At 70.1% G+C, this 19,448-nt stretch carries 16 protein-coding genes and 4 pseudogenes; 7 read left to right on the top strand and 13 right to left on the bottom strand.

What is annotated here, in order from left to right; translation table 11 throughout:
* Window positions 1–149: 149 nt before the first annotated feature.
* Genes ACF1AG_RS05385 through ACF1AG_RS05375 form a run of 3 tightly spaced genes read right to left on the bottom strand, consistent with a single transcriptional unit; the run spans window position 150 to window position 1,558 of the window.
* Window positions 150–923, bottom strand: a complete 774-nt coding sequence (locus ACF1AG_RS05385) for a PIN-like domain-containing protein (RefSeq protein WP_391809342.1) — start codon at window positions 921–923, stop codon at window positions 150–152.
* On the bottom strand, window positions 913–1,191 hold the full coding sequence (locus ACF1AG_RS05380) for a PIN-like domain-containing protein (RefSeq protein WP_359601269.1): 279 nt from the start codon (window positions 1,189–1,191) through the stop codon (window positions 913–915). Before ACF1AG_RS05380 ends, ACF1AG_RS05385 begins: the two co-directional genes overlap by 11 nt.
* A complete protein-coding gene (locus ACF1AG_RS05375) occupies window positions 1,181–1,558 on the bottom strand; it encodes a hypothetical protein (RefSeq protein ID WP_391809341.1) in 378 nt (125 codons plus the stop codon). The genes ACF1AG_RS05380 and ACF1AG_RS05375 overlap by 11 nt, the downstream gene beginning before the upstream one ends.
* Before the next feature lie 62 nt (window positions 1,559–1,620).
* Here ACF1AG_RS05375 and ACF1AG_RS05370 point away from each other — a divergent pair.
* Window positions 1,621–2,428: pseudogene (locus tag ACF1AG_RS05370) on the top strand (IS5 family transposase).
* A gap of 8 nt (window positions 2,429–2,436) precedes the next feature.
* On the opposite strand, the pseudogene ACF1AG_RS05365 reads toward ACF1AG_RS05370, so the two are convergent.
* Both ACF1AG_RS05365 and ACF1AG_RS05360 read right to left on the bottom strand, forming a co-directional pair.
* Window positions 2,437–2,808, bottom strand: a pseudogene (locus tag ACF1AG_RS05365) (DUF262 domain-containing protein); the annotation flags it as partial.
* 101 nt (window positions 2,809–2,909) lie between these two features.
* Complete coding sequence (locus ACF1AG_RS05360) at window positions 2,910–3,644, bottom strand: DUF4839 domain-containing protein (protein ID WP_359601267.1); 735 nt, start codon at window positions 3,642–3,644, stop codon at window positions 2,910–2,912.
* Between the two features lie 192 nt (window positions 3,645–3,836).
* Here ACF1AG_RS05360 and ACF1AG_RS05355 point away from each other — a divergent pair.
* The 3 genes and pseudogenes from ACF1AG_RS05355 to ACF1AG_RS05345 all read left to right on the top strand — a co-directional run.
* Window positions 3,837–4,584: pseudogene (locus tag ACF1AG_RS05355) on the top strand (BREX system ATP-binding domain-containing protein); the annotation flags it as partial.
* Window position 4,585: 1 nt separating this feature from the next.
* Window positions 4,586–4,851, top strand: a pseudogene (locus tag ACF1AG_RS05350) (transposase); the annotation flags it as partial.
* Window positions 4,852–5,203: 352 nt separating this feature from the next.
* Window positions 5,204–5,704 carry a hemerythrin domain-containing protein gene (locus ACF1AG_RS05345; protein WP_391809340.1) on the top strand — a complete coding sequence of 167 codons (501 nt, stop codon included), beginning with the start codon at window positions 5,204–5,206 and terminating at the stop codon, window positions 5,702–5,704.
* A 23-nt stretch (window positions 5,705–5,727) separates the two neighbouring features.
* Here ACF1AG_RS05345 and ACF1AG_RS05340 read toward each other — a convergent pair whose 3' ends face one another.
* From ACF1AG_RS05340 to ACF1AG_RS05320, 5 genes are all read right to left on the bottom strand, one after another.
* Window positions 5,728–8,661, bottom strand: a complete 2,934-nt coding sequence (locus tag ACF1AG_RS05340; RefSeq protein ID WP_391809339.1) for a hypothetical protein — start codon at window positions 8,659–8,661, stop codon at window positions 5,728–5,730.
* On the bottom strand, window positions 8,658–9,782 hold the full coding sequence (locus ACF1AG_RS05335; RefSeq protein WP_359601264.1) for an AAA family ATPase: 1,125 nt from the start codon (window positions 9,780–9,782) through the stop codon (window positions 8,658–8,660). Before ACF1AG_RS05335 ends, ACF1AG_RS05340 begins: the two co-directional genes overlap by 4 nt.
* A 125-nt stretch (window positions 9,783–9,907) precedes the next feature.
* Window positions 9,908–11,350 (bottom strand): VWA domain-containing protein, encoded by a 1,443-nt coding sequence (locus tag ACF1AG_RS05330; RefSeq protein ID WP_359601263.1) that lies wholly within the window; start codon window positions 11,348–11,350, stop codon window positions 9,908–9,910.
* A complete protein-coding gene (locus ACF1AG_RS05325) occupies window positions 11,347–12,738 on the bottom strand; it encodes a hypothetical protein (protein WP_391809338.1) in 1,392 nt (463 codons plus the stop codon). The genes ACF1AG_RS05330 and ACF1AG_RS05325 overlap by 4 nt, the downstream gene beginning before the upstream one ends.
* Window positions 12,738–13,259 carry a hypothetical protein gene (locus tag ACF1AG_RS05320; RefSeq protein ID WP_359601261.1) on the bottom strand — a complete coding sequence of 174 codons (522 nt, stop codon included), beginning with the start codon at window positions 13,257–13,259 and terminating at the stop codon, window positions 12,738–12,740. Before ACF1AG_RS05320 ends, ACF1AG_RS05325 begins: the two co-directional genes overlap by 1 nt.
* 383 nt (window positions 13,260–13,642) lie before the next feature.
* On the opposite strand from ACF1AG_RS05320, the gene ACF1AG_RS05315 reads away from it, so the two are divergent.
* Window positions 13,643–15,298, top strand: a complete 1,656-nt coding sequence (locus ACF1AG_RS05315) for a phosphodiester glycosidase family protein (RefSeq protein ID WP_387797388.1) — start codon at window positions 13,643–13,645, stop codon at window positions 15,296–15,298.
* Window positions 15,299–15,529: 231 nt separating this feature from the next.
* Window positions 15,530–16,561: an alpha/beta hydrolase family protein gene (locus tag ACF1AG_RS05310; RefSeq protein WP_359601259.1), complete on the top strand. Its 1,032-nt coding sequence runs from the start codon at window positions 15,530–15,532 to the stop codon at window positions 16,559–16,561.
* A 6-nt stretch (window positions 16,562–16,567) separates the two neighbouring features.
* Here ACF1AG_RS05310 and ACF1AG_RS05305 read toward each other — a convergent pair whose 3' ends face one another.
* The gene (locus ACF1AG_RS05305; protein WP_359601258.1) at window positions 16,568–17,293 is read right to left on the bottom strand and encodes a TioE family transcriptional regulator; all 726 of its coding nucleotides are present in this window, start codon (window positions 17,291–17,293) and stop codon (window positions 16,568–16,570) included.
* Between the two features lie 70 nt (window positions 17,294–17,363).
* On the opposite strand from ACF1AG_RS05305, the gene ACF1AG_RS05300 reads away from it, so the two are divergent.
* Complete coding sequence (locus tag ACF1AG_RS05300) at window positions 17,364–18,569, top strand: erythromycin esterase family protein (RefSeq protein WP_391809337.1); 1,206 nt, start codon at window positions 17,364–17,366, stop codon at window positions 18,567–18,569.
* Window positions 18,570–18,648: 79 nt separating this feature from the next.
* On the opposite strand, the gene ACF1AG_RS05295 is transcribed toward ACF1AG_RS05300, so the two are convergent.
* Together ACF1AG_RS05295 and ACF1AG_RS05290 are read right to left on the bottom strand one after the other, a co-directional pair.
* Entirely contained in the window at window positions 18,649–18,960 is a 312-nt protein-coding gene (locus ACF1AG_RS05295; RefSeq protein ID WP_387797391.1) for a hypothetical protein, read from the bottom strand.
* Window positions 18,961–18,962: 2 nt separating this feature from the next.
* Window positions 18,963–19,388: a hypothetical protein gene (locus ACF1AG_RS05290; protein ID WP_387797393.1), complete on the bottom strand. Its 426-nt coding sequence runs from the start codon at window positions 19,386–19,388 to the stop codon at window positions 18,963–18,965.
* Window positions 19,389–19,448 lie beyond the last annotated feature (60 nt).

Here is a 19,448-nt window from a genome sequence, read left to right as displayed (position 1 = left end):
AGATCAACGGTAGTGGACCTTCAATACGAGCTCACGCCTTTTCAGCCAATGCCGGGATGCGGTTGACGAGCGGTTCCCGGCTCGGCTGCGGCCGAGCCGGGGCTTGACAGCCATTCGGGAGGGCCTGCGCGCCGCGGGCCGATGTTGCGTCACGAGTCCTCGTCGTTGTTCTCCGCGTCGTTGATGAGGGGAGCGAGGAGAGGGTGGACTCTGAAGCCGGACGTGCGGCCCGGACCGTTCTTGTACTCAGCCGTGAGAACAGGAACCGCTGAGTCGGGGATCAGCCCTTGCTTCTGCAGCTTGCGGCTGATCCGAGTGATCGGCTTGGTGAAGCCTCTCAGCGTTCGATCGTCGTCGTAGTCACAGAGGTCGTAGACCGCTTCCGGTTCGACGGAACCAGCCTGAAGACTGAGTCGTAGTACGGGGGCGGCGACTTCCAGGAACTGCTTCGGCGACAGCAGGTAAAGGCGGCCTCCGCCACGTGCCCGTAGCTCCGCCGTCAACTCCGGTCGCAGGCCCCGGTTGTGGCCCCGTTCCTTGCGCCACCAGTCTTCTTTCGCGTCCGCGGTCACGAACAGGACATCGCACTGGCGGCGGGATGCCTCTCGCAGCAACTGTTCCCAGACGAAGAAGTCACCGACCGCCCCGTTGCCGTCCTTCTTGGCGTCCATGTAGCCGGGTGGCACGCGCTGGTCGACACGCTTGTGACATAACGCGGTCAACGCGGCGCGGTCCTCCGGGGAGAAGGAAGGCCCCACCCTGCCGGTCAGTGCCGGCTCCAGCTTGGCGATCACCGGATCGGTACTCGTGTCGTGACCGATGTGCTGCCACTCGCCCTCACCAACCTCATTGATCTTCTTTCGGACTTCTTCGAAGACCTCGCTCAACCGATCGTGGAGGTCTTCGAAGTCGTCATCGCTCAAAGCGACCCGGTTGGCCCCAAGTGCGCAGCGTTTGTACCGCTTGCACCGAGTGACCGCTCATCTCCTGGGCGGCCTTGGCGCTGGTCGACCGTGCCTCGGAGATGGTGGTCTCCCGGTTCCGCCAGAACTCCACCAGGACCTGGTGGGGAATCCATAAACGATCACCCAGGGTGCCGAGCGCCGCCAGGAGATCGGCACGGGCCTGCTCGGTGTAGCGGTAGCGATTGACTGATCGTTTCAGAATGCAGCTGAGGCGGTCACTCGTCATCGAGTCGCTGGAGGACCTGCTCGAACTCGCCGGAGTCGAGCAGACCGGCGATCACCTGGGTCATGTTGTCGATGCCGGGCTCTCGAACAATCAGCCCGTCGGAGCACCAGAAGTAGCGGCCGCCCAGGTCCTCGCCGGTCTGAACCCCCTTGTCCATCAGGCGCTCGACCTCCGCGACGGTGAACACGGTCGCACTCCAGCGTGAGCCGCCGTCTACCAACCGGACCTTGACATCGACGTTGCAGACGGCATCCAGATCCTCACCCGCGCCGGGCAGGAAGGACGCCACGAAACGGTCCGTACGGACGCGGTACCAGGGTCCGTCCCAACCCTGTTCAGTGGCTCCGGGCTGTGCACTGTTGGTCATTCGGGGAGTATCACGAGCCGACCCAGTGGGCTCAACCAGGTTCTCTGGCAAGCTCCTACGTCGTGACTACCGACCTTGTCCCCGATGATCTGTGGGAGCGAACAGCCCCGCTGCTGCCAAAGCGGCCTGCGCGGCGGAAGCGTCACCCCGGACGGCTGCCGGTGCCGGACCGGGTTGCCCTGGCCGGCATCATCTACGTCCTGCGCAAGGGAGTGGCCTGGCGAGATGTGCCCCGTGAGGTCGTGGGCTGCTCGGGAGTGGCCGCCTGGCGCCGACTGCGGGACTGGACCGAGGCCGGTGTCTGGACTCGCTTGCACGAGGCGCTCCTCACCGAGCTGCGGGCAGCAGGCTCGCTGGACATGGATGATGCTGCGATCGACGGCTCCCACATCAGGGCCTTGAAAGGGGGGCTCATGTCGGGCCGTCGCCGGTGGATCGCGGCCGCCCCGGCTCCAAGCACCATGTGATCGTCGATCGTCTCGGCACCCCGCTCGCTGTATCCCTGACCGGCGAAATCGGCATGACGTCACACAGCTGATCCCGCTTCTGAACGCGATACCCCGGATCCGGGGCCGTCGTGGACGCCCTCGCAACCGGCCCAAGCGGCTCTTCGCTGACCGGGGCTACGACTACGACAAGTACCGCCGCCTGTTGAGGCAGCGCGGGATCAAGCCCCTCATCGCCCGCCGAGGTGTCGTCCACGGCTCTGGCCTCGGCCGCACTCGCTGGGTGGTAGAGCGGACCTTCGCCTGGCTCCACCAATTCAAGCGCCTGCGGATCCGCTACGAGCGTCGGGCCGACCTCCACCAAGGCCTACTCGAGCTCGCCTGCAGCGTCATCTGCCTCCGCCGGCTCCGTAGATCATTCTGAAACGATCACTTAGTGATGTCGACGTAGTACCAGCGCTGGATGGCCTTGCCCCGGGCGTCCGCCGTCTCCACCGGGGCGTCCAGCCACAAGGACTGGAAGAGCGAGGTAAGGCGCTGCTGCCCGTCCAGCAGCAGGAGGTCGGCCTCCGGGTCCCCCTCCGGCTGGGCGCCGGTGAGCGTCCGGGATCGGAACCGCGTGGCGCCGCCGGTCTGCAGCGTCATCACGACGCCGAGCGGGTAGTCCAGCGTGACCGTCGCGATGATCGCCCGGATTCGGTCGTCGTCCCACTTCCAGTTCCGCTGGAAGTCAGGCAATTGTAAGGAGCCTGAGGCGACTTCCGCCAAGACGTCCTTCAGTTTCACGTTGTCGAGGGCTGCCATGTGACTCCTCTCCCCGCCCTGATTTCTGTACGGAGAGTGATTCCAGCAGCGCTCTGTGGTGCCGGTCAAGCCGGTTGGCAGATGCGCGAGGGCATCCGTTCCTATCGGGTTTCCGTCGAGACCGGGTCGAGCTGGAGGAGGCATTGGACGGCGTTGAAGTCGCCCACCTCGGCGACGAAGCGGAACTTGTCGCCCACGCCGATGGCAGCGGGCACGTCCTTGCCGGTCAGGCTCAGTTCGGCCACGTTGACGTTCTTGTACTGGAAGGCCGGGCCGACCGTCGTGTCCGGTCCCTCGTCGCCGGGGCCCAGAAGGAAGTCCCAGCGGGGCTCGTAGTCGCCGTGGGGTGCCATGTTCACGATCGAACCGTCGAAAGCGATCGTCCGGCCCGCGTGCTTGGTCGCGAAGTCCGCGTTCGCGTCGTCGCAGGTGTCCGACGCCTTCAACAGTGCCGCGAACTCCGAGTTGTTCTCCGGCGTGATCACTTCGACGGCCGCGCGCTCGGCTGCGGTCGGGGTCGAGGTCGGCGTAGCGGAAGGCTTTTCGCTCACGGCGGCCGACGGCTTGGCGGCCTCGTCCTTCTGCTCACCCCCGTCGCTGAGTGCGGCGGCAGTGCCGATGACGATGGCGATGACCACGAGGGCAGCGGCTCCCGCGCCGACCAGCGGCCACGGTATCGGCTTCTTAGGCCGACGGAAGATGAGGGTGGAGCGAACCGCGCCCTGGGACTGTTCGACGACCTCCCATCCGTCCTTCTGCATCTTCGAGATCACCAAGCCGTCGGTGCCGCGAACGGTCCGCACGGTCTTGTACTCATGCTTGATCTCGTCGACCATGTGCCACGCCCCCCGAATGCGCTGTCACCCCAACTGCCCCGCGATCATAAGGTACTGAGGTGGGAGCTCCGGCATCATCGGTGCACCATGGACTGCGAGTGCGGAACCTGCACCAACGGGCACTTGTCCACATACCGGGCAGCATGGTCCCTTCGCCCGGGTAGAGGTGCGAGGAGAGGGAACACTGGTTCCGTGAGTACCGCCGGATCCAAGCGACCCGCACAAGTCAGTGCCGCCCGCCGCCGTACCGTCGTCGACGCCCTGCGCCGCGGGGCCGTACCGGAGAGCGGGCTAGACCTGCTCGCCACCGGGCTCGATCGTTTCGAGGCGGCCCTCGACGCGGAACTGGACGCCGTCACCTCCGGCGGATCCGTGTTCAAGGCGGTGCGTGGTGAGTACGGGGCACCAGCGGCTCACCGAGCGCCTCACCACCCCCAGCTTCCCGCCCAGCGCCCTGCGCCCGGTCGTCGACGCATGGTTCTACGCCTTGGAGGAAGACGCCCTCGCAGCCGGCGCGACCGAGGAGGAACTGTCCGGCGAGGTGGAGAAGCTGCTCGTCGCGCGGCTCGCCGAGGTGTCCCGGCACGCCCCGTCCTTCGCCACCGCCCTGCGTGGCTACCGGGCCGCCCTCGCCGAGGGAGACGAGGCGACCGCCGCGGCCGTGCTGGCGTGGCTCGGTGGCCAGCCGCACGTCGCCGCCTCCGCCCGCCGATCCGCCGGGGTACGCGGCGACCTCGACCACTTCGGAGCGCTCGGCTTCCTGCAGGGCCTGCTCACCGTGCTGCGCGACTCCGGGCACACCGGTCTCCTCGTCGTCCTGGACGAGGAGGAGACGCTCCAACGGGTTCGCTCCGACGCCCGCGACAAGGCGCTCAACGCACTGCGGCAACTCATCGACGAGGTGCACTGCGGCCGTTTCCCCGGTCTGTACCTCGTCATCATCTCGTGGCGGCCTGAGTAGGAAGGTCATCTAGCCAGCGATAACCGGGCGCGGCCGTTGGCCTTCTACGTCACCGCTGGTCAGGCGGGTGATGCTCCGGCAGTCGAGGCCGTCATGGGCAGGATCCGCGTCCCGCGACGCGGACTCGGAAGGCCCCGGACTCGACCAGAGACCGTCCTCGCGGACCGCGCCTATTCTTCTCGCGCGATCCGCAGCCATCTCCGACGGCGAGGCGTCCGCGCTGTCATTCCTCAACCCTCCATCCAGGCGTCTGTGTTCCGGCCGGACCACTCCGGCAGTCCGCAAGGCTCAGCCATAGCGTCCCAGAGGTCATCGAGCGCCTCGACTGGCCGACCCCGCAGATCAACCACGAGATCCGACTCAATTCTCTTGGCCATCACGACAGAGTAATCGGCCCTCCTACCAAGGCGTCAGAGCTCCAAAGAGACAGGGCCTAATCGACCTGCTGGCGGTGGTGGGTACGCGGGAGGTCTCATGAGGCGCGCCGCGTACATCCCTTGCCGCGGCCTCGCGACGCGTGATCGGATGGGAGCAGCATCGCGTGCCGGTGACGGTCAGCGTCAGGCATGGAGGTGCGGTACCGAAGTGACTGCCACCGGTGGCCTCCCACAACACCGACCGTGCGGCTGCTCTCAGCCTGCAACTCTCCCGAGCCCATCAGGAACTGCGTCGACGCCTGAACGACCTCAGGGCGGGACTCGGACGTCGGCGCTCGAACGACGACACACTTGTCACACACTGCCTGGCCTTCTGCGACGCGTTGACCAAGCACCACGAGGGCGAGGACGACGGGATGTTCGCCCAACTGCTGCGCGAGCGCCCTGACCTCGCCGAGACCGTGGCGAAGCTCGTCCAGGACCACGGACTGATCGCTTCGATCCTGACCCAGGTACGCGAACTCGCCGACCGGGCCCTCGGAGCGCATGGTCCGGATCTGGACGCGATCGACCGTGAGCTCGACGGACTCGCGGCGATCATGGAGAGCCACTTCCGCTACGAGGAGCGGGCGATCGGCGAGGCGTTGGACGACCACGGTGACGACGCCGACTGGGCCCACCCCGTCTTCCGGTTCGAAGGACAGGTGACGCCGGCCCTCTGAGGAGAGCCGGCGTCACCTCGTCGTCACGCGTCGGCGAGCAGCGCCTCCAGGGCCTCGGCCGAGGCGGGGTGGCCGGCTACCAGGGCCGCTCCCGGCGCGCCGGCGTCGCCGGCCGCCACCCAGTCCTCGTCGCACCCCAGCAACTCCGCCACCGCGTCGCACGTCGCGGGGTGGGCGGCGAGCAGGGTCGCGCCCGTGTGCGGCGCGGTGGACGGGCACGGCTGCTGCCAGCCGTCCTCGCACCCCAGCAGCCCCGCCACCGCGTCGCACGCCGCAGGGTGGGCGGCAAGCAGGGCGAGGCCCCGGGGTGCCTGGGCCGCGGTGGCCGTGTGGCGGGCGCGGGAGGCTGCGAACGGGTCCTCCTGCGGCTGCCGCCACGGCGGCACCCACGTGTCCAGCGCCGGCAGCCGGCCGGGGAAGACGCGGCCCGCCTCCCGTATCAGCAGCGGCGCCAGGTCCCCCGCCCCGTTGCGCAGGGTGGTGATGAGCAGCGGCAGCCACGGCAGCAGCACCGTGTCCGGCAGGCGTCCGAACGCGTTCGACACCGCCTCCACCACCACGTCCGCCAGCCCCGGCACCGGCTCCAGTGCGTGCACGAAGCCGCTGAGGTAGCGCGGGTAGGAGGGCACCACCAGCGGGTTGTCCAGCAACGCGTCGCACCGCGAGCGCAGTTCGGCCCGCGACAACGTGCCGAGCTGCACCTGTGCCGCCCACAGCAGGGCCGTCTTCGACGGTTCCTCCGGGTGCGACTGGGCCACCGCCAGCTCCAGCTGCGTACGGTCGCAGCCGAGGGACAGCGCCAGGCTCTCCATGCTGAACAGGAAGCCCAGCATCGCCGCGACCTGCCCCACCGTCGCGTCCTCGTCGCGGAACGCCGTCGGCAGCAGTGTGCAGTAGTGCGCGTACCCCGTCCTCACGAAGGACTCGATCCACGCCGGCAGTTCCGGCCGGCTCGTGCGGTAGTACGCCAGCAGCGCCCGTGCCCGGCGCAGCACCTCCGGCGCGCCGTCGACCGTGCGTTCCGCGGACAGCACCTTCAGCGCGTGCGTGCCCAGCTCGTCCGCCAGACGCCCGCTGCGCAGGTACAGCAGGCTGTCCTCGACGGCCGCCAGCACGCCCGCCGTGGTCGCCCGCGGACCGTACGCCTCGCGCCGCAGCCGCTGCTCCAGCACCTGCTCGATGCTGACACCCTCGTAGCCGAGCTCGATGAGCGCACGCTGATGGGTGCCGAGAGCCAGGTCCCACGACTCCTGGATCGACCGCTCACCGAGGCGCCGCTCACCCATGATCGGCCGGGCCGCGGCCGCCGGCATCAGCCGCCGCAGCATCCACAGGACGTCCGAGCACGCCTCCAGCTCCGGCCGACCGGACATGTCGACCAACGCCCGCTGCACACCGCGCTGTCGCAGCTTCAGCCCCAGCGGCTCCAGCCGGTCGTACACGTCCCGGGCGAGCGGCGGCAGCGCCTCGTAGCCCACCTGCCCGATCCGGTCGCCGCCCATCATGATCTCGACGAGCCGCCGCACGTCCCGCCGCCCGGGCACCCTGTCCTTCTCGATGCAGGTGACCGCCGCGTCCTGGAAGTCGTACGGCGTCGGCTTGGCCCGGTCCCGCATCCCCGCGAGCAGGATCGACGTCTCGAAGACGGCGATGGCGTCCGCGGTGGAGGCCAGATAGCCGTTGCGGCGGGCCGCCCTGACGATGTCCACGGACCAGCCGAGCAGCTCCGCCTCGTCCAGGCCGTCCAGCACGGGCGGCTGCCGCAGGAACCCGGACAGCCGGTCCGTCGCGGGCGCGGGGACCGCCGGTGCGGCGCCCGGCAGCGTCTGCTTCGCGCGTGACGTACGCGCTCCCGCCTGGCCCTGCAGCCGGTACGGCCGCACCCTCGTCCGCTTCAGGCTCTTCTGCCACTGCGTCGCCGCGATCGACACCGAGCCGGGCGCCAGGCCGAACTGCGCCTCGATCGCCGCGTGGCTCGACGGGATCAGCCCGTACTGCCATGTGGTCGCCGTGCGCGGTGAGATGGTGAACGAGTCCGAGCGCCCCTCCACGCCGAACTCCTCCACCCGGCTCGCCGCGTGGAACGCCCCGCACACGTACAGACAGTCCTCCGGGTCCGCGCCCGTCGCCGCCATGTGCTCGCGCATCCGCGTCCACATGTAGCGCTCGCGGTCCTCGTCCACCCGGATCCGGCCGCCGTCGCCCGGCGCGAGCCGCCGGAACAGGCTGCCGATGAGGAACATGACCTGGCGGTAGGTGTCGTGGTCGCTGTCCCCGAGCGGGACCTCGACGTACTGGTGCCACCACTCCGACCAGTGCCGCACCTTCCCGTGGCGCAGCAGATGCTCCTCGAGCTCGGCGAACCTGGGGCGCAGGTCGCCGATCTCGACGCCGACCGCCTCGCCGTGCAGCGCCGCCTCCTCGGACCTCGGCTCCTCGTCCGCCTCGGTCGAAGCCTCGTCCTTGGCAGCGGTTTCGTTCCACTGGAAGACGTGGTCGGAGGACCGGTCGACCAGCACCAGGTCCACGCCCGGCGTGTCCAGGGCGTAGGCGATCGCCTGGTACTCGGCGGACGCCTCCGTGATCGGCGCGACCACCGAGAGCGGCGCCCACTCCTGCGGGAACCCGTCGATGTCGCCGGCGAACGCCTGCACCGCCACGGGAAGCCGGCAGTTGCGCAGCTCGGTCAGCAGCGGCGCCATGTCCTCGCACAGCTCCAGGTACACCACGCTGGGCTGCTTCTCCCGCAGGCGCCGGGCCATGGCCAGGGCGGAGGCGGGGGAGTGGTGGCAGACCGGGAAGATCTCCAGCGGCTCCCGCACCGCCCGGTCGACGTCGTCGACCAGCCCCAGAAGGATGCCCTCGAGGGCGTCGGGACCGCCCGCGAACTCGGCTGCCGCCTCCTGCAGTTGCGTACGCAGCGGGGTGAACACACCGCTCGCCCGGGACCCGCTCACGACAGGGTGGCGATCGCGTCGCGGCCGCCCTCGAGGAACTCGGGCCAGGCCCCGCCCGCTTCCTTGCTGCGCGGCTCGACGACCCCGTGCAGGTACTTGTTGAGTATGGCCAGGTCCTCCGGCTCCCGGCGGGTCAGCGAGCCGACCAGCGAGGACGCCAGGGTGCGGGCGGTCAGGGCACGGTCACCGAAGAAGTTGCTGTGCAGTACCGCGTCCTCGAGGACGCCGATCTGCTCGGCCGTCGACAGCGCGGATTCCAGCTTCTCGTCGTCGCTGCCGGCCGCCGCGGCGGAGGCGCGCAGATCGGCGAAGCTCTGCAGCAGTACGTCGAGCAGCGTGGGCGGCACGTCCAGGTCGATCGCGTGCCGGCGCAGCAGCTCCTCGGTGCGGAAGCGGACGATCTCCGCCTCGCTCTTCTTGTTCGTCACCACCGGGATGCGGACGAAGTTGAAGCGGCGCTTCAGCGCGGACGACAGGTCGTTGACGCCCCGGTCGCGGCTGTTGGCGGTGGCGATGATCGAGAAGCCCGGCTTCGCGAACACGATGTTCTCGTCGCCGCCTCCGCTCTCCAGCTCGGGGACGGAAATGTACTTCTCCGACAGGATCGAGATCAGCGCGTCCTGCACATCACTGGTGGACCGGGTCAGCTCCTCGAAGCGGCCGATGGCACCGGCTTCCATCGCCGTCATGATCGGCGAGGGGATCATCGATTCCCGCGACTGGCCCTTGGCGATCACCATCGACACGTTCCACGAGTACTTGATGTGGTCCTCGGTGGTGCCGGCCGTGCCCTGGACGACCAGCGTCGAGTTGCGGCAGATCGCCGCCGACAGCAGCTCGGCCAGCCAGCTCTTGCCCGTGCCGGGGTCGCCGATCAGCAACAGGCCCCGGTCGGAGGCGAGGGTGACGATCGACCGCTCCACGAAGCTGCGGTCGCCGAACCACTTCTGCGAGATCTCACGGTCCAGTCCGTCGGCCCGCTCCGATCCGAGGATGAACAGCCGCACCATCTTCGGAGAGAGGCGCCACGAGAACGGCTTGGGGTTGTCGTCGATCGACTCCAGCCAGTCGAGCTCCTCGGCGTACTTGATCTCGGCGGGGGCGCGCAGCAGTTCGGACATGGGGAATGAGCCTTTCGAAGTCGAGAACGAGAAGTCGAGAACGAGAAGTCGAGAACGAGAAGTCGAAAAGTCGGTGAGGCGGTAAGTCGAGAGGACAGGGCCGTAGGGCGCATGAGCGCCGGCGATCACGTCAGGAACGTCTTGAGCTCGTGCACGAGCTTCTTGATGTGGCCGGATAGCACCGGCGTGCCCAGGTCCTTGAACTTCTCCCGGAACCACGGGTTCACGCTGCCGCGGCCTGAGCTGGTCACCGACCCGACCGGGATGAACTTCGCCCCGGAACGGTGGATGGCGGCCATGCTCTCGAACAGCTCGTCCGTGCGCCATTCGTAGAAGTCGGAGATCCACACCACGACGGTGTTGCGCGGTTCGGCGATCTTCGGCTGGGCGAGCGTCATGGCGACCGTGCCGTCCGTGCCGCCGCCGAGCTGGGTGCGCAGCAGCGTCTCGAACGGGTCGTGCGCCCACGGCGTCAGGTCGAGCGCCTGCGTGTCGTACGCGATCAGATGCACGTCCACCTTGGGCAGGCCCGCGAAGATCGACGCCAGGATGGTGCAGTTGACCATCGAGTCCACCATGGACCCCGACTGGTCCACCACGACGATCAGCCGCTGCGGCGTCGTCTTGCGGCTGGTGTGCCGGTAGTAGAGCCGGTCGACGTAGAGACGCTCCTCCTCCGGGTCCCAGTTGGTGAGGTTCTTCCAGATGGTGCGGTCCAGGTCGAGGTTGCGGAACACCCGCTTGGGCGCCACGGACCGGTCCAGCTCGCCGACCGAGGCCTTCTCCACCTGCGTGCGCAGCACCTCCGTGACCTCGTCGACGTAGCGCCGGATCAGCGCCTTGGCGTTGGCGAGGGCGACGCCGGACAGGTTGTTCTTGTCCCGCAGCAGCTGCTCGATCAGCGACATGCTGGGCGTCAGCCGCGAGGCGAGCGCCGGGTCCGCCAGCACCTCCCGCAGATGCATCCGCTGCACCAGGCCGGCCTCGATCGAGCCCAGTTCGGGTCCGATCTCGGGAATCAGCCTGCTCAGGTCGGGCACGGGTGTGCCGACACCCGTGCCGGTCGGACTCACCCCTCTGCCGGCAGGTGCCCGGCCCGCGCCGCCCCGGCCGCCGCGCAGGTCACCGGGCCGGCAGCCCAGCGCCCGCTCCAGCCAGCCGGCGTCGGACTGCCAGCGGGCGAGCTGCTCGGCGGTGACCGTGCCGCTGCCGGTCGAGAAGACGTTGAGCAGCACCTTCGACGCCAGCGCCGCCCGCCGCACCTCGGCGGCCCGGTCCCGCTCGCCGTCCGCGTCCGGCTCCGGCGTCATCAGCCCGTCGAACTCGTCGGACAGCTCGGGATGCCGCTGCACCACGGAGTCGACCGACGCGGCCGGGTCGAGCAGCGCCGCCGGCAGCCCGATGTCCTCGACCACGGCGACACTCGCCGACTCCAGCGACGCCTGCTCCTCCGGGTCGAAGAGCCGGGCCAGCAGCCGCCAGTAGAGGACCTGCCGCCGGTTCTCGTCGGAGTCCGGGACGGGCGCCCCGTCCTCGGCCCCTCCCTCGAGGATGCTCACCTCGCTCATTTCCGCAGCAGCCTTCCCGCGCGCTCGCGCAGCACACTGACGGCGTCGGTGGCGGCCTTCTCGGCCCGTACGCCCGCCTTGTCGGCCGTGCCGCCCGCCCAGGCCCCCGCATGCACGGCCACGGCCTTCTTCCGCACCGTGCGCTCCACGGCCAGTGGCTGGAGCAGGAACCGACCGGCGTCCCAGCGCAGCAGACCGAGACACGCGGCGGACGAGGCGACGGCGTCCGCGGTCAGCGGTCCGGCGGCGGGTATCCGGCTCGTGTCGACGGCCAGACCCTCGCCGGCGATCCGGAAGGTGACTCCGTCGTCCTCGTCCTCCACGGCGTACCCCTCGAGCAGGACGGGCACGGCGATCCGTGCCGGATGCCGGTCCACCGGCGCCACCGGCGCGGTGACGGCGGTCGGCAACGCCACCCGTGCGGTGGTGAAGGGCTCAGCAGGCTCGCCCGGAACAGCTCGGGCGTCGTCCCAGATCAGGTCGTCCTCGGCAGTGACCGGCATGGCGTCCAGCTCCATGGCGCGTCCCTCACTGACGGCGGCCAGCAACGACATGTGCGGCCGTAGCAACTGCCACAGTCCCGCGCCGACGACCGTGTCCGGCTTGGGGGCGGACACACCGGCCCGCACCAGACGGGGCGTCCCGCCGTCCGCAGGCTCGAACACCGCGTGCACCTGCGCCTGCACCGCAGTGGCGTGCTCGTGCAGGTCGACACCGAGCGGCAGCAGACGGCCGGTGGCCTCCGCGGCGGCTGTCGCCCGGTCCGCTCCGGGCAGCGTCAGCAGCATCGCCCGCGACCAAAGGTCGGCCCACCGTCGTACCGGCATCCGCTCCAGCGTGGCGCCGGGGCAGGACGCGGCGAGCTCCGCGGCGAAGCCGTCGAGCAGCGTGGCGAGCCGCCGCAGCCCCAGCTCGGGCAGCATCGCGGTGACGACGGGGGCGGCGCCGCCGATCAGCTCGTGGTCGATTCCCTGCCAGCCGGCTCGCGCCAGGTCGCCCAGCCAGCCACGCGCCGCCACCAGCAGGTTCACCGGATGGTCGGCGCCGTCGCCCACGGCGGCCGGCTTGTCGGCGCGCGGCCGCCCGACCGCTTCCTCGACCCGCCCGACGAGGGCGTCGTGCACGGAACCCAGCAGCGCCGAGCGCGCGGCGGCCAGCGCCAGGTAGTGGTCCTCGTCCGCGGCCCCCGCCGCGGTCTTCTCCGCCGCCTCGGCGACCCGCCCGGCCAGCGGCGACCCGGCGACGGCGTCCGCCAGCCCTGCCAGTCCGACCGCCTGCGCCGGCTGCGGACGCAGCAGCCCGCCCACGAGCACCTGGTCGAACGCGTCCACGGCGGCCAGCGCCTCGTCCAGCCCTTCGACGGCGTCGGTCAGCAGATCCGCTCGCATCACGCCACCGCCCCGGTCGTCGGGAACCAGTGCATCTCCGGCACCGGCCCGGTCGTCGGCGTGAACTCCAGGTAGGCCAGGTGGCGCAGGAACCGGCTGAACACCTGGGCCGCGGCCGACCTGTCACCCTGGGCGGGGCGCGTCGACGTCATGGCCGAGGTCAGGCCCTGCGCGTCCGTCGTCTCACCGGACACGTCCACCTTCAGGTAGCGGGCGACGCGCTCCGCGCCGTACTGGAGCACGGCTTCCCCGATCAGCGCCCGTATGTGGTTGCAGAAGGCACCGCGTGCCCCGCCGCACGGCCTGTTGTTGTTCGTGCTGCACGAGAACGCGTACGTCCCCGCCTCCACGGACGACACGTACACCCGACCGATGTCGGAGCCGCTGGACACCACACCCTGCAACCGCCCGTCCGCCAGCTCGACGAACGGCACCTTGGCGAGCTTCCGCGGCCGCGCGGACGGCACCACCCGCACCGTGCTCGACCTCTCCCAATCCGACAACGCACCTCTCCCATGCATACGAAAGGGGATGTCCTCGCCGGACCGGCGGGACGCGAAAAAATCTATCGGCGGCCACTGACAACGGCTCGGGGCTGTGGACAACCCGGGGCGCCCGGCCATGGGCGTCACTCGATGGTGTGATGCCACGCCGATACGGACACCGCACACCGGACACAGGTCACCGGACCAGATCGCCGCACCTTGCTGAAGCCGATCCGACTGCGACTGACCGGCCGTCACGCCTTCTTGACGCACGTTCCCACAGGTCGATACTTGTCCAGCGTGCGTTAAGTGACTGTTCGTGACGCCGTCAGCACAAGGCGAGAAAGTGACGCATGTTCCCAACCGGGGCTTCGCTCCACGAGTGACGCGGGCAGGCTCGACGCGCGAGAGGGCGGTCAATGATGAAGAGAAGAAGACTCGGCGGGGCGGCCGTCGCCCTCGGTGTCGTCCTGGCGGTGACCGGCCTCCCGGCCCAGGCGTCCGCCGACAACCGCGCCACCGACAACCGCACCACCGACACACGCGCCACCGACACTCGTGCGGTTCTCCCGCTGGGCTCGGCCGGCCTCGCCGAAACCCGCACCACACAGACCCTGCAGCCCGGACTCACCCTCACCCGCATCGTGCGCGGCACCGTGGACCCGGCACACCACTGGACGGTCGAGGCGACCATCCCCGGTGGCGACACCTCACCCGACCCGGACGCACCGCCGACCACACTCAAGGACAAGGAAAGCGCCGAAGAACTCGCCTCCGACCTGCGCGGCGACGGCTTCGACGCGCGTGCCGAGCAGGTGACGACACCCGGCACGGCGGACTACGCCGGCGGAACGCTCGGCTGGCGCGTCCGCATCGGCAGCTTCACCTCCCAGTCCGCGGCGGCGACAGAACGCATCCGCGTGATCAACGCCGGTCACAGCGGCTCGGTCACCTACACCGGCTGGGACGGCGCGACCACCGACCGCGGCCCCTGGCGCCTCGACGTCCTCACCATCGACCCGCGCACCTTCCGCGGCGCTCTCGACGCCACCTACGGCCCCGACATCGAGAACCGCGAGACCGTCAGCACCCTCGCCACCGACGCCGGTGCCGTAGCCGCGGTAAACGCGGGCTTCTTCGTCCTCGACCCCCGCTCCGGCGCACCCGGCGACCCGGCGGGCGTCGGCGTCTACGACGGGCGCCTGCTGAGCGAACCGGTCAACGGACGCCCCGGCCTCGTCGTCCACGACGGCGGCCGCAGCGCCCAGGTGACCCGCCTCACCTGGGAAGGGCGGGTCACGGCGCGCGGCACCACACTGACCCTCAACGGCGTCAACCGGGTGCCGGGCCTGATCCGCAACTGCGGCGGCAGTGAGGACGACAGCCCTACCTCGCTGCCCCTGCACGACGTGACGTGTACCAACCCCGATCAACTCGTAGCCTTCACCCAGGAGTACGGCGCGAACACCCCGCAGGGCGAGGGTGTGGAAGCCGTCCTGGACAGCCGGGGACGCGTGCTGGAGCTGCGCTCCGTGCGCGGCGGCCCCCTCCCGTCCGGCGGCAGCTCGATCCAGGCGACCGGACGGCACGTGGCGGCGCTGACGGCGCTGGCCCGCCCCGGCGAGCGCCTGCGCGTCGAGACGACCCTCCGCGACGACCGGGGCCGCCGCGTCACGCCGTCGCCGGGGACCGACATCGTCAACGCGGGCCCCGAACTGGTCCGCGACGGACGCCTCCACGTCACCCCCGCCACCGACGGGATGGTGCACCCGGGCGACCCCAGCTGGTACTACGGCTGGGTCCACAAGCGCAATCCCCGCACCCTCGCCGGCACGGACGCGGCCGGCCGCACCGTCCTGGTCACCGCCGACGGCCGCAGCACGGACGCCCTCGGGCTGAGCATCACCGAGAGCGCGAAGGTGGCCCGTTCCCTCGGCCTGCGGGACGCCGTCAACCTCGACGGGGGCGGGTCGACGACGATGGTGGCGAACGGCCAGGTGATCAACGACCCGTCGGACGCGGCCGGTGAACGGCCGGTCGGTGACGCGCTGCTGATCCTGCCGCGCAGGCGCTGACGAGAGGCGTCGGATCGGGTCCGGTAGGTCTGATGAGCCTCAAGCCACCCCCGGCCCGTACGTGGGAGCCCATGCAGACGGGCGACGGATCATCCACGCTCGGGTCACGCACAGGCCGACCATGGTCTGTCGCCGATCGCCTCATGTGGTGGATGCTGCCTCAGGGCACATCCGCTCTTCGCCCCGCCCGCCCGTCCACCGCAGCGACGAACAGCACCGCAGGGAGCCGCCGTGACCGCCGCAGTCACCTTCCGAGCACGTGTACGTCTCGTCCTCGTCGTCCTGATCCTCGCCCTCGTACCGACCGCACCGACTCTCGTCGCCCCGACCCCCGCGGATGCCGCCGGCACGCGCTCTCCGCAGGGTGAGACGGGGCGACGCGGCGCCGAGGTCGTGGCGGTCACGCAGGTCGCGGAGCGCCAGGTGGACCTGTCGGTCCGCTCCACGGCCCTCGGCGGCCGGACCGTCAAGGTCCGCCTGCTGACCCCCGACGGCTGGAACCCCGCCGACCGCCGCCGACACTGGCCGACCTTCTGGCTGCTGCACGGCTGCTGCGGCGACTACACGTCCTGGACCGCGATGACCGACGTCGCCGAGACCGACAGCCTGCGCAACGTGCTCGTGGTCATGCCGGAGGCGGGCTGGAACGGCTGGTACAGCGACTGGTGGAACTACGGCGAGGGCGGTGACCCCGCCTGGGAGACCTTCCACACGGTCGAACTGCGCCACCTCCTCGAACGCGACTGGGGCGCCGGCCCCGACCGCGTCGTCGCCGGGCTGTCGATGGGCGGCCAGGGCGCCCTGCTGTACGCCGCCCGGCACCCCGGCATGTTCAAGGCGACCGCCGCGTACTCGGGTTCGGCGCACCCGCTGCTCAACGACGAGTCGGTCAACCGCATCCTGGGCCTGTTCGCAGGGCAGGGAAACGACCCCCTCCGGGTGTGGGGCGACCCGGTCGCGCAGCGCCGCGTCTGGCAGGCCCACGACCCCTTCCACCTGGCCAAGCGCCTCAAGTCCCTGCCCGTCTACCTGTCCTGCGGCGACGGCACGGCGGGCCCGCTGGACACACCGGGCGCGTCGAGCGCTCTCGAGGCGGACTTCAACCGCCAGAACCATGCTCTGGCCGCCGAGTTGAAGCGCGTGGGAGCCAAGCACCTCACCACCCACTTCTACGGCGCCGGCACGCACACCTGGCGCTACTGGGAACGCGAACTGCACGCCTCGCTGCCTATGCTGCTCGGCGCGCTGGGTGTGAAGGGCTGAGGTGACTCAGTCACGCTCACGCAGATAGACGTCCAAGGTTGCGGCCCCGCGCAGCATCGCCCGTCCGCGGTCGGACAGCCGGCTGTGCCAGTCACGCAGAGCGCCTTCGAGGGGCTCCACGCCGCCGGCTGTCCGCACCTGGGTGATCAGCGGGGCGATCTGCTCGAGCAGGTGACCGCCACGCCGGAGCTGGTGCACCAGGTGCGCGTCCCGTACGTCCGCCGGGTCGTACACCCGGTACCCGGTCACGGGATCGCGTCGCGGACGTACCAGGCCGGCGTACTCCCACTTCCGCAGGGTCGCCGGACGGACGCCCAGTTCCCGCGCCAGCGGCCCGATGAACGTCGGCTCGAAGCCGGCCGAACCGGCAGCGGCGGAGTCGGCGGTGAGCCCGTGCAGGGCGTCCTCCACGGCTCGCAGTGTGCGCCGGTCGTGCAGCAGCCGGACGTGACTCTCGTCGATGAGCTGGAGGGCATCGTCGACGGCGTCACCGTTCACGGCCTGCATGACCGCCGTCGCCGTCGCATGCCCGTGCCCCGGCACGAGGGCGAAGAACGCGGCCAGCGCCCGCTCGTGCAGAGGGGTGTACACGCGATAGCCGGAGGCCGTTCGCTCGGCTGTCGGCAGGATGCCGGCCTCTTCGTAGTTCCTCACCGCCTGGGTGGACAGACCGTGTCGTCGTGCCAGGTCGACCGGCCTCAGCTTCACACTCGTTTGAAGGTTCTTCCCCACGAACCAGACGATACGGCAGACGATACGCGGCCAAACCTTCAACCGGAAGTTCAACGATACCGTTGAAGGTATGGAAACCGGCATCACGAACTTCACCCGCCCTGTCGAAGCGTCGGCCGTCATGGAACTGCTGCCGACCCGCCCCCGCGTCCTCGCCCTCGGCGAACCCACGCACGGCGAAGACACTCTCCTCGGCCCGCGTAACCGTCTCTTCCGGCAACTGGTGGAGGAGCAGGGCTATCGGACCATCGCGCTGGAGAGTGACTGCCTGAGGGCACTGATCGTGGACGCGTACGTCACCTCGGGTGAGGGGTCACTCGACGACGTGACGGAACACGGCTTCAGTCACGGCTGGGGCGGCTCGCGAGCCAACCGTGAACTGCTGCGCTGGATGCGGGAGTTCAACGCGGACCGCCCTACGGCCGACCAGGTCAGGTTCGCGGGGATGGACGGCCCGCTGGAGATCACAGGTGCCGAAAGCCCGCGTCAGGCTCTCAGCGGACTGCACGACTACCTGACCGCCCACGTCGACGCGGAGCTGCTGCCCTGCACGGCGGACAGGCTGGACGAGCTGCTCGGCACCGACGCGTCCTGGACCAATCAGGAGGCCATGATGGACCCGTCCCAGTCCGTCGGCCGCACCCCGGAAGCACGCGAACTACGCCTGCTTGCCGACGACATGGTGACCCTGCTGGAGACGCAGGCACCGCACCTCGCAGCGGCGTCCGCACCGAGCGATCGCGACCGAGCGCACCTGTACGGCCGCACCACCGTCGGCCTGCTGCGCTACCACTCCTGGATGGCGGACACATCACCGTCCCGCATGGCACGCCTGCTCGCCGCACGGGACGAGATGATGGCCGGCAACCTTCTCGCCCTCGCCGCACGCGGGCCGGTGTTGGTCCACGCCCACAACAGTCACCTGCAGCGGGACAAGAGCGCCATGCGCATGTGGGGCCACCCGAAGGTGGAGTGGTGGAGCGCCGGGGCGTTGGTGAGCACGCGGCTGGGCGACCAGTACGCTCACCTGGCGACCGCCCTCGGCACGATGAAGCACCACGGCGTGGAGGCCCCGCCCGCGGACACGGTGGAGGGCATCCTGCATGCGCTGCCCGAACCGCACTGCGTGCTCGACGCGGCTCGACTCGACGCAGCGGCACGGGACATACCCGCTGTCCCACGAGTGTCCCCGTACTTCGGCTACGCCCCGCTGGACCCGGCCCACCTGCCACGCATCGACGCGGTCCTGTACGTGAGAGACGTCCCCCACGACTAGAGCCGGTGTGACGGCCGTACGGTCGGTCACCGACACCAGTGCGAGGAAAGCTCCCCCGGGTGTTGCGCGTCCGGAGCCCTCACGGCGCCAGGCGCACTGTGGTGTCGGCGAAGGACAACAGGTCGTCCAGGCTCAGCCCTCGCCGCTCCTCCCCACCACCGATGAGCTCCCACCCCTGGTCCCACTCCACCCGCCACACGTCCCCGACCCGGTTCTCCCACTCCGCGAACCCCCCGACGACGCCCTCCAGCTGAGGGATCTCCTGGTGCAGCAGGCGGGGATGCGTCAAGGCCCGCCCCGGGTTGGTGCTCCCGCCGCCCGTGCGGGAGTTGTCGAAGCGCATCTTCAGGAAGAGCACCGCGTCCCGGCCGATGTCCGCCGGACTCAGCATCCTTAGGTACCGCGCCCGCGCTTCATCCAGCGACTCGCGCCCGACACCTCCGACGCGAACGCCGGGAAGACGATGTACGTCACGCCGGTGAGGTCAGGGTTCTGCGCCCGGTGGTGGCCGTGCACCTCGGGCGCCGTGGCGGCCACCGCGTCGAAGGCGTAACCGGCTGGCGAGAAGCCGTGCACGGCCGCGATCGGCCGGCCGTCCCCGATGAGCGCATCCTCGTGCTGTCGCGCGAAGGCGAGAACCTCCCGCGCCAGCCCCGCGTCGTGCCGGCCGCGCTGGTTGGTCTGCAGCAGGCGACGACCGTCTGCCGTCACGGCGCCCGCGAAGTGCAGGACGGGCCCCAGTGACCACGTCCATGCCCGGTCGAGGCCGGCGAGCGGGGCCGCGTTCGGGAAACCGGCGAGTGTGGTGATCGGATCCATGCTTCCTGCACCGCGACGGGAGAGCTGAGGCGTGTGCCGTGACCCTACCCCGTCACGGTG

The organism is Streptomyces sp. NPDC014764 (assembly GCF_043082785.1).
In the GTDB taxonomy this organism is placed as follows: Bacteria; Actinomycetota; Actinomycetes; order Streptomycetales; family Streptomycetaceae; genus Streptomyces; species Streptomyces althioticus.
The sequence above is the reverse complement of the archived record's forward strand: the minus strand, read 5'-3'. Positions and strand labels throughout refer to the sequence as shown.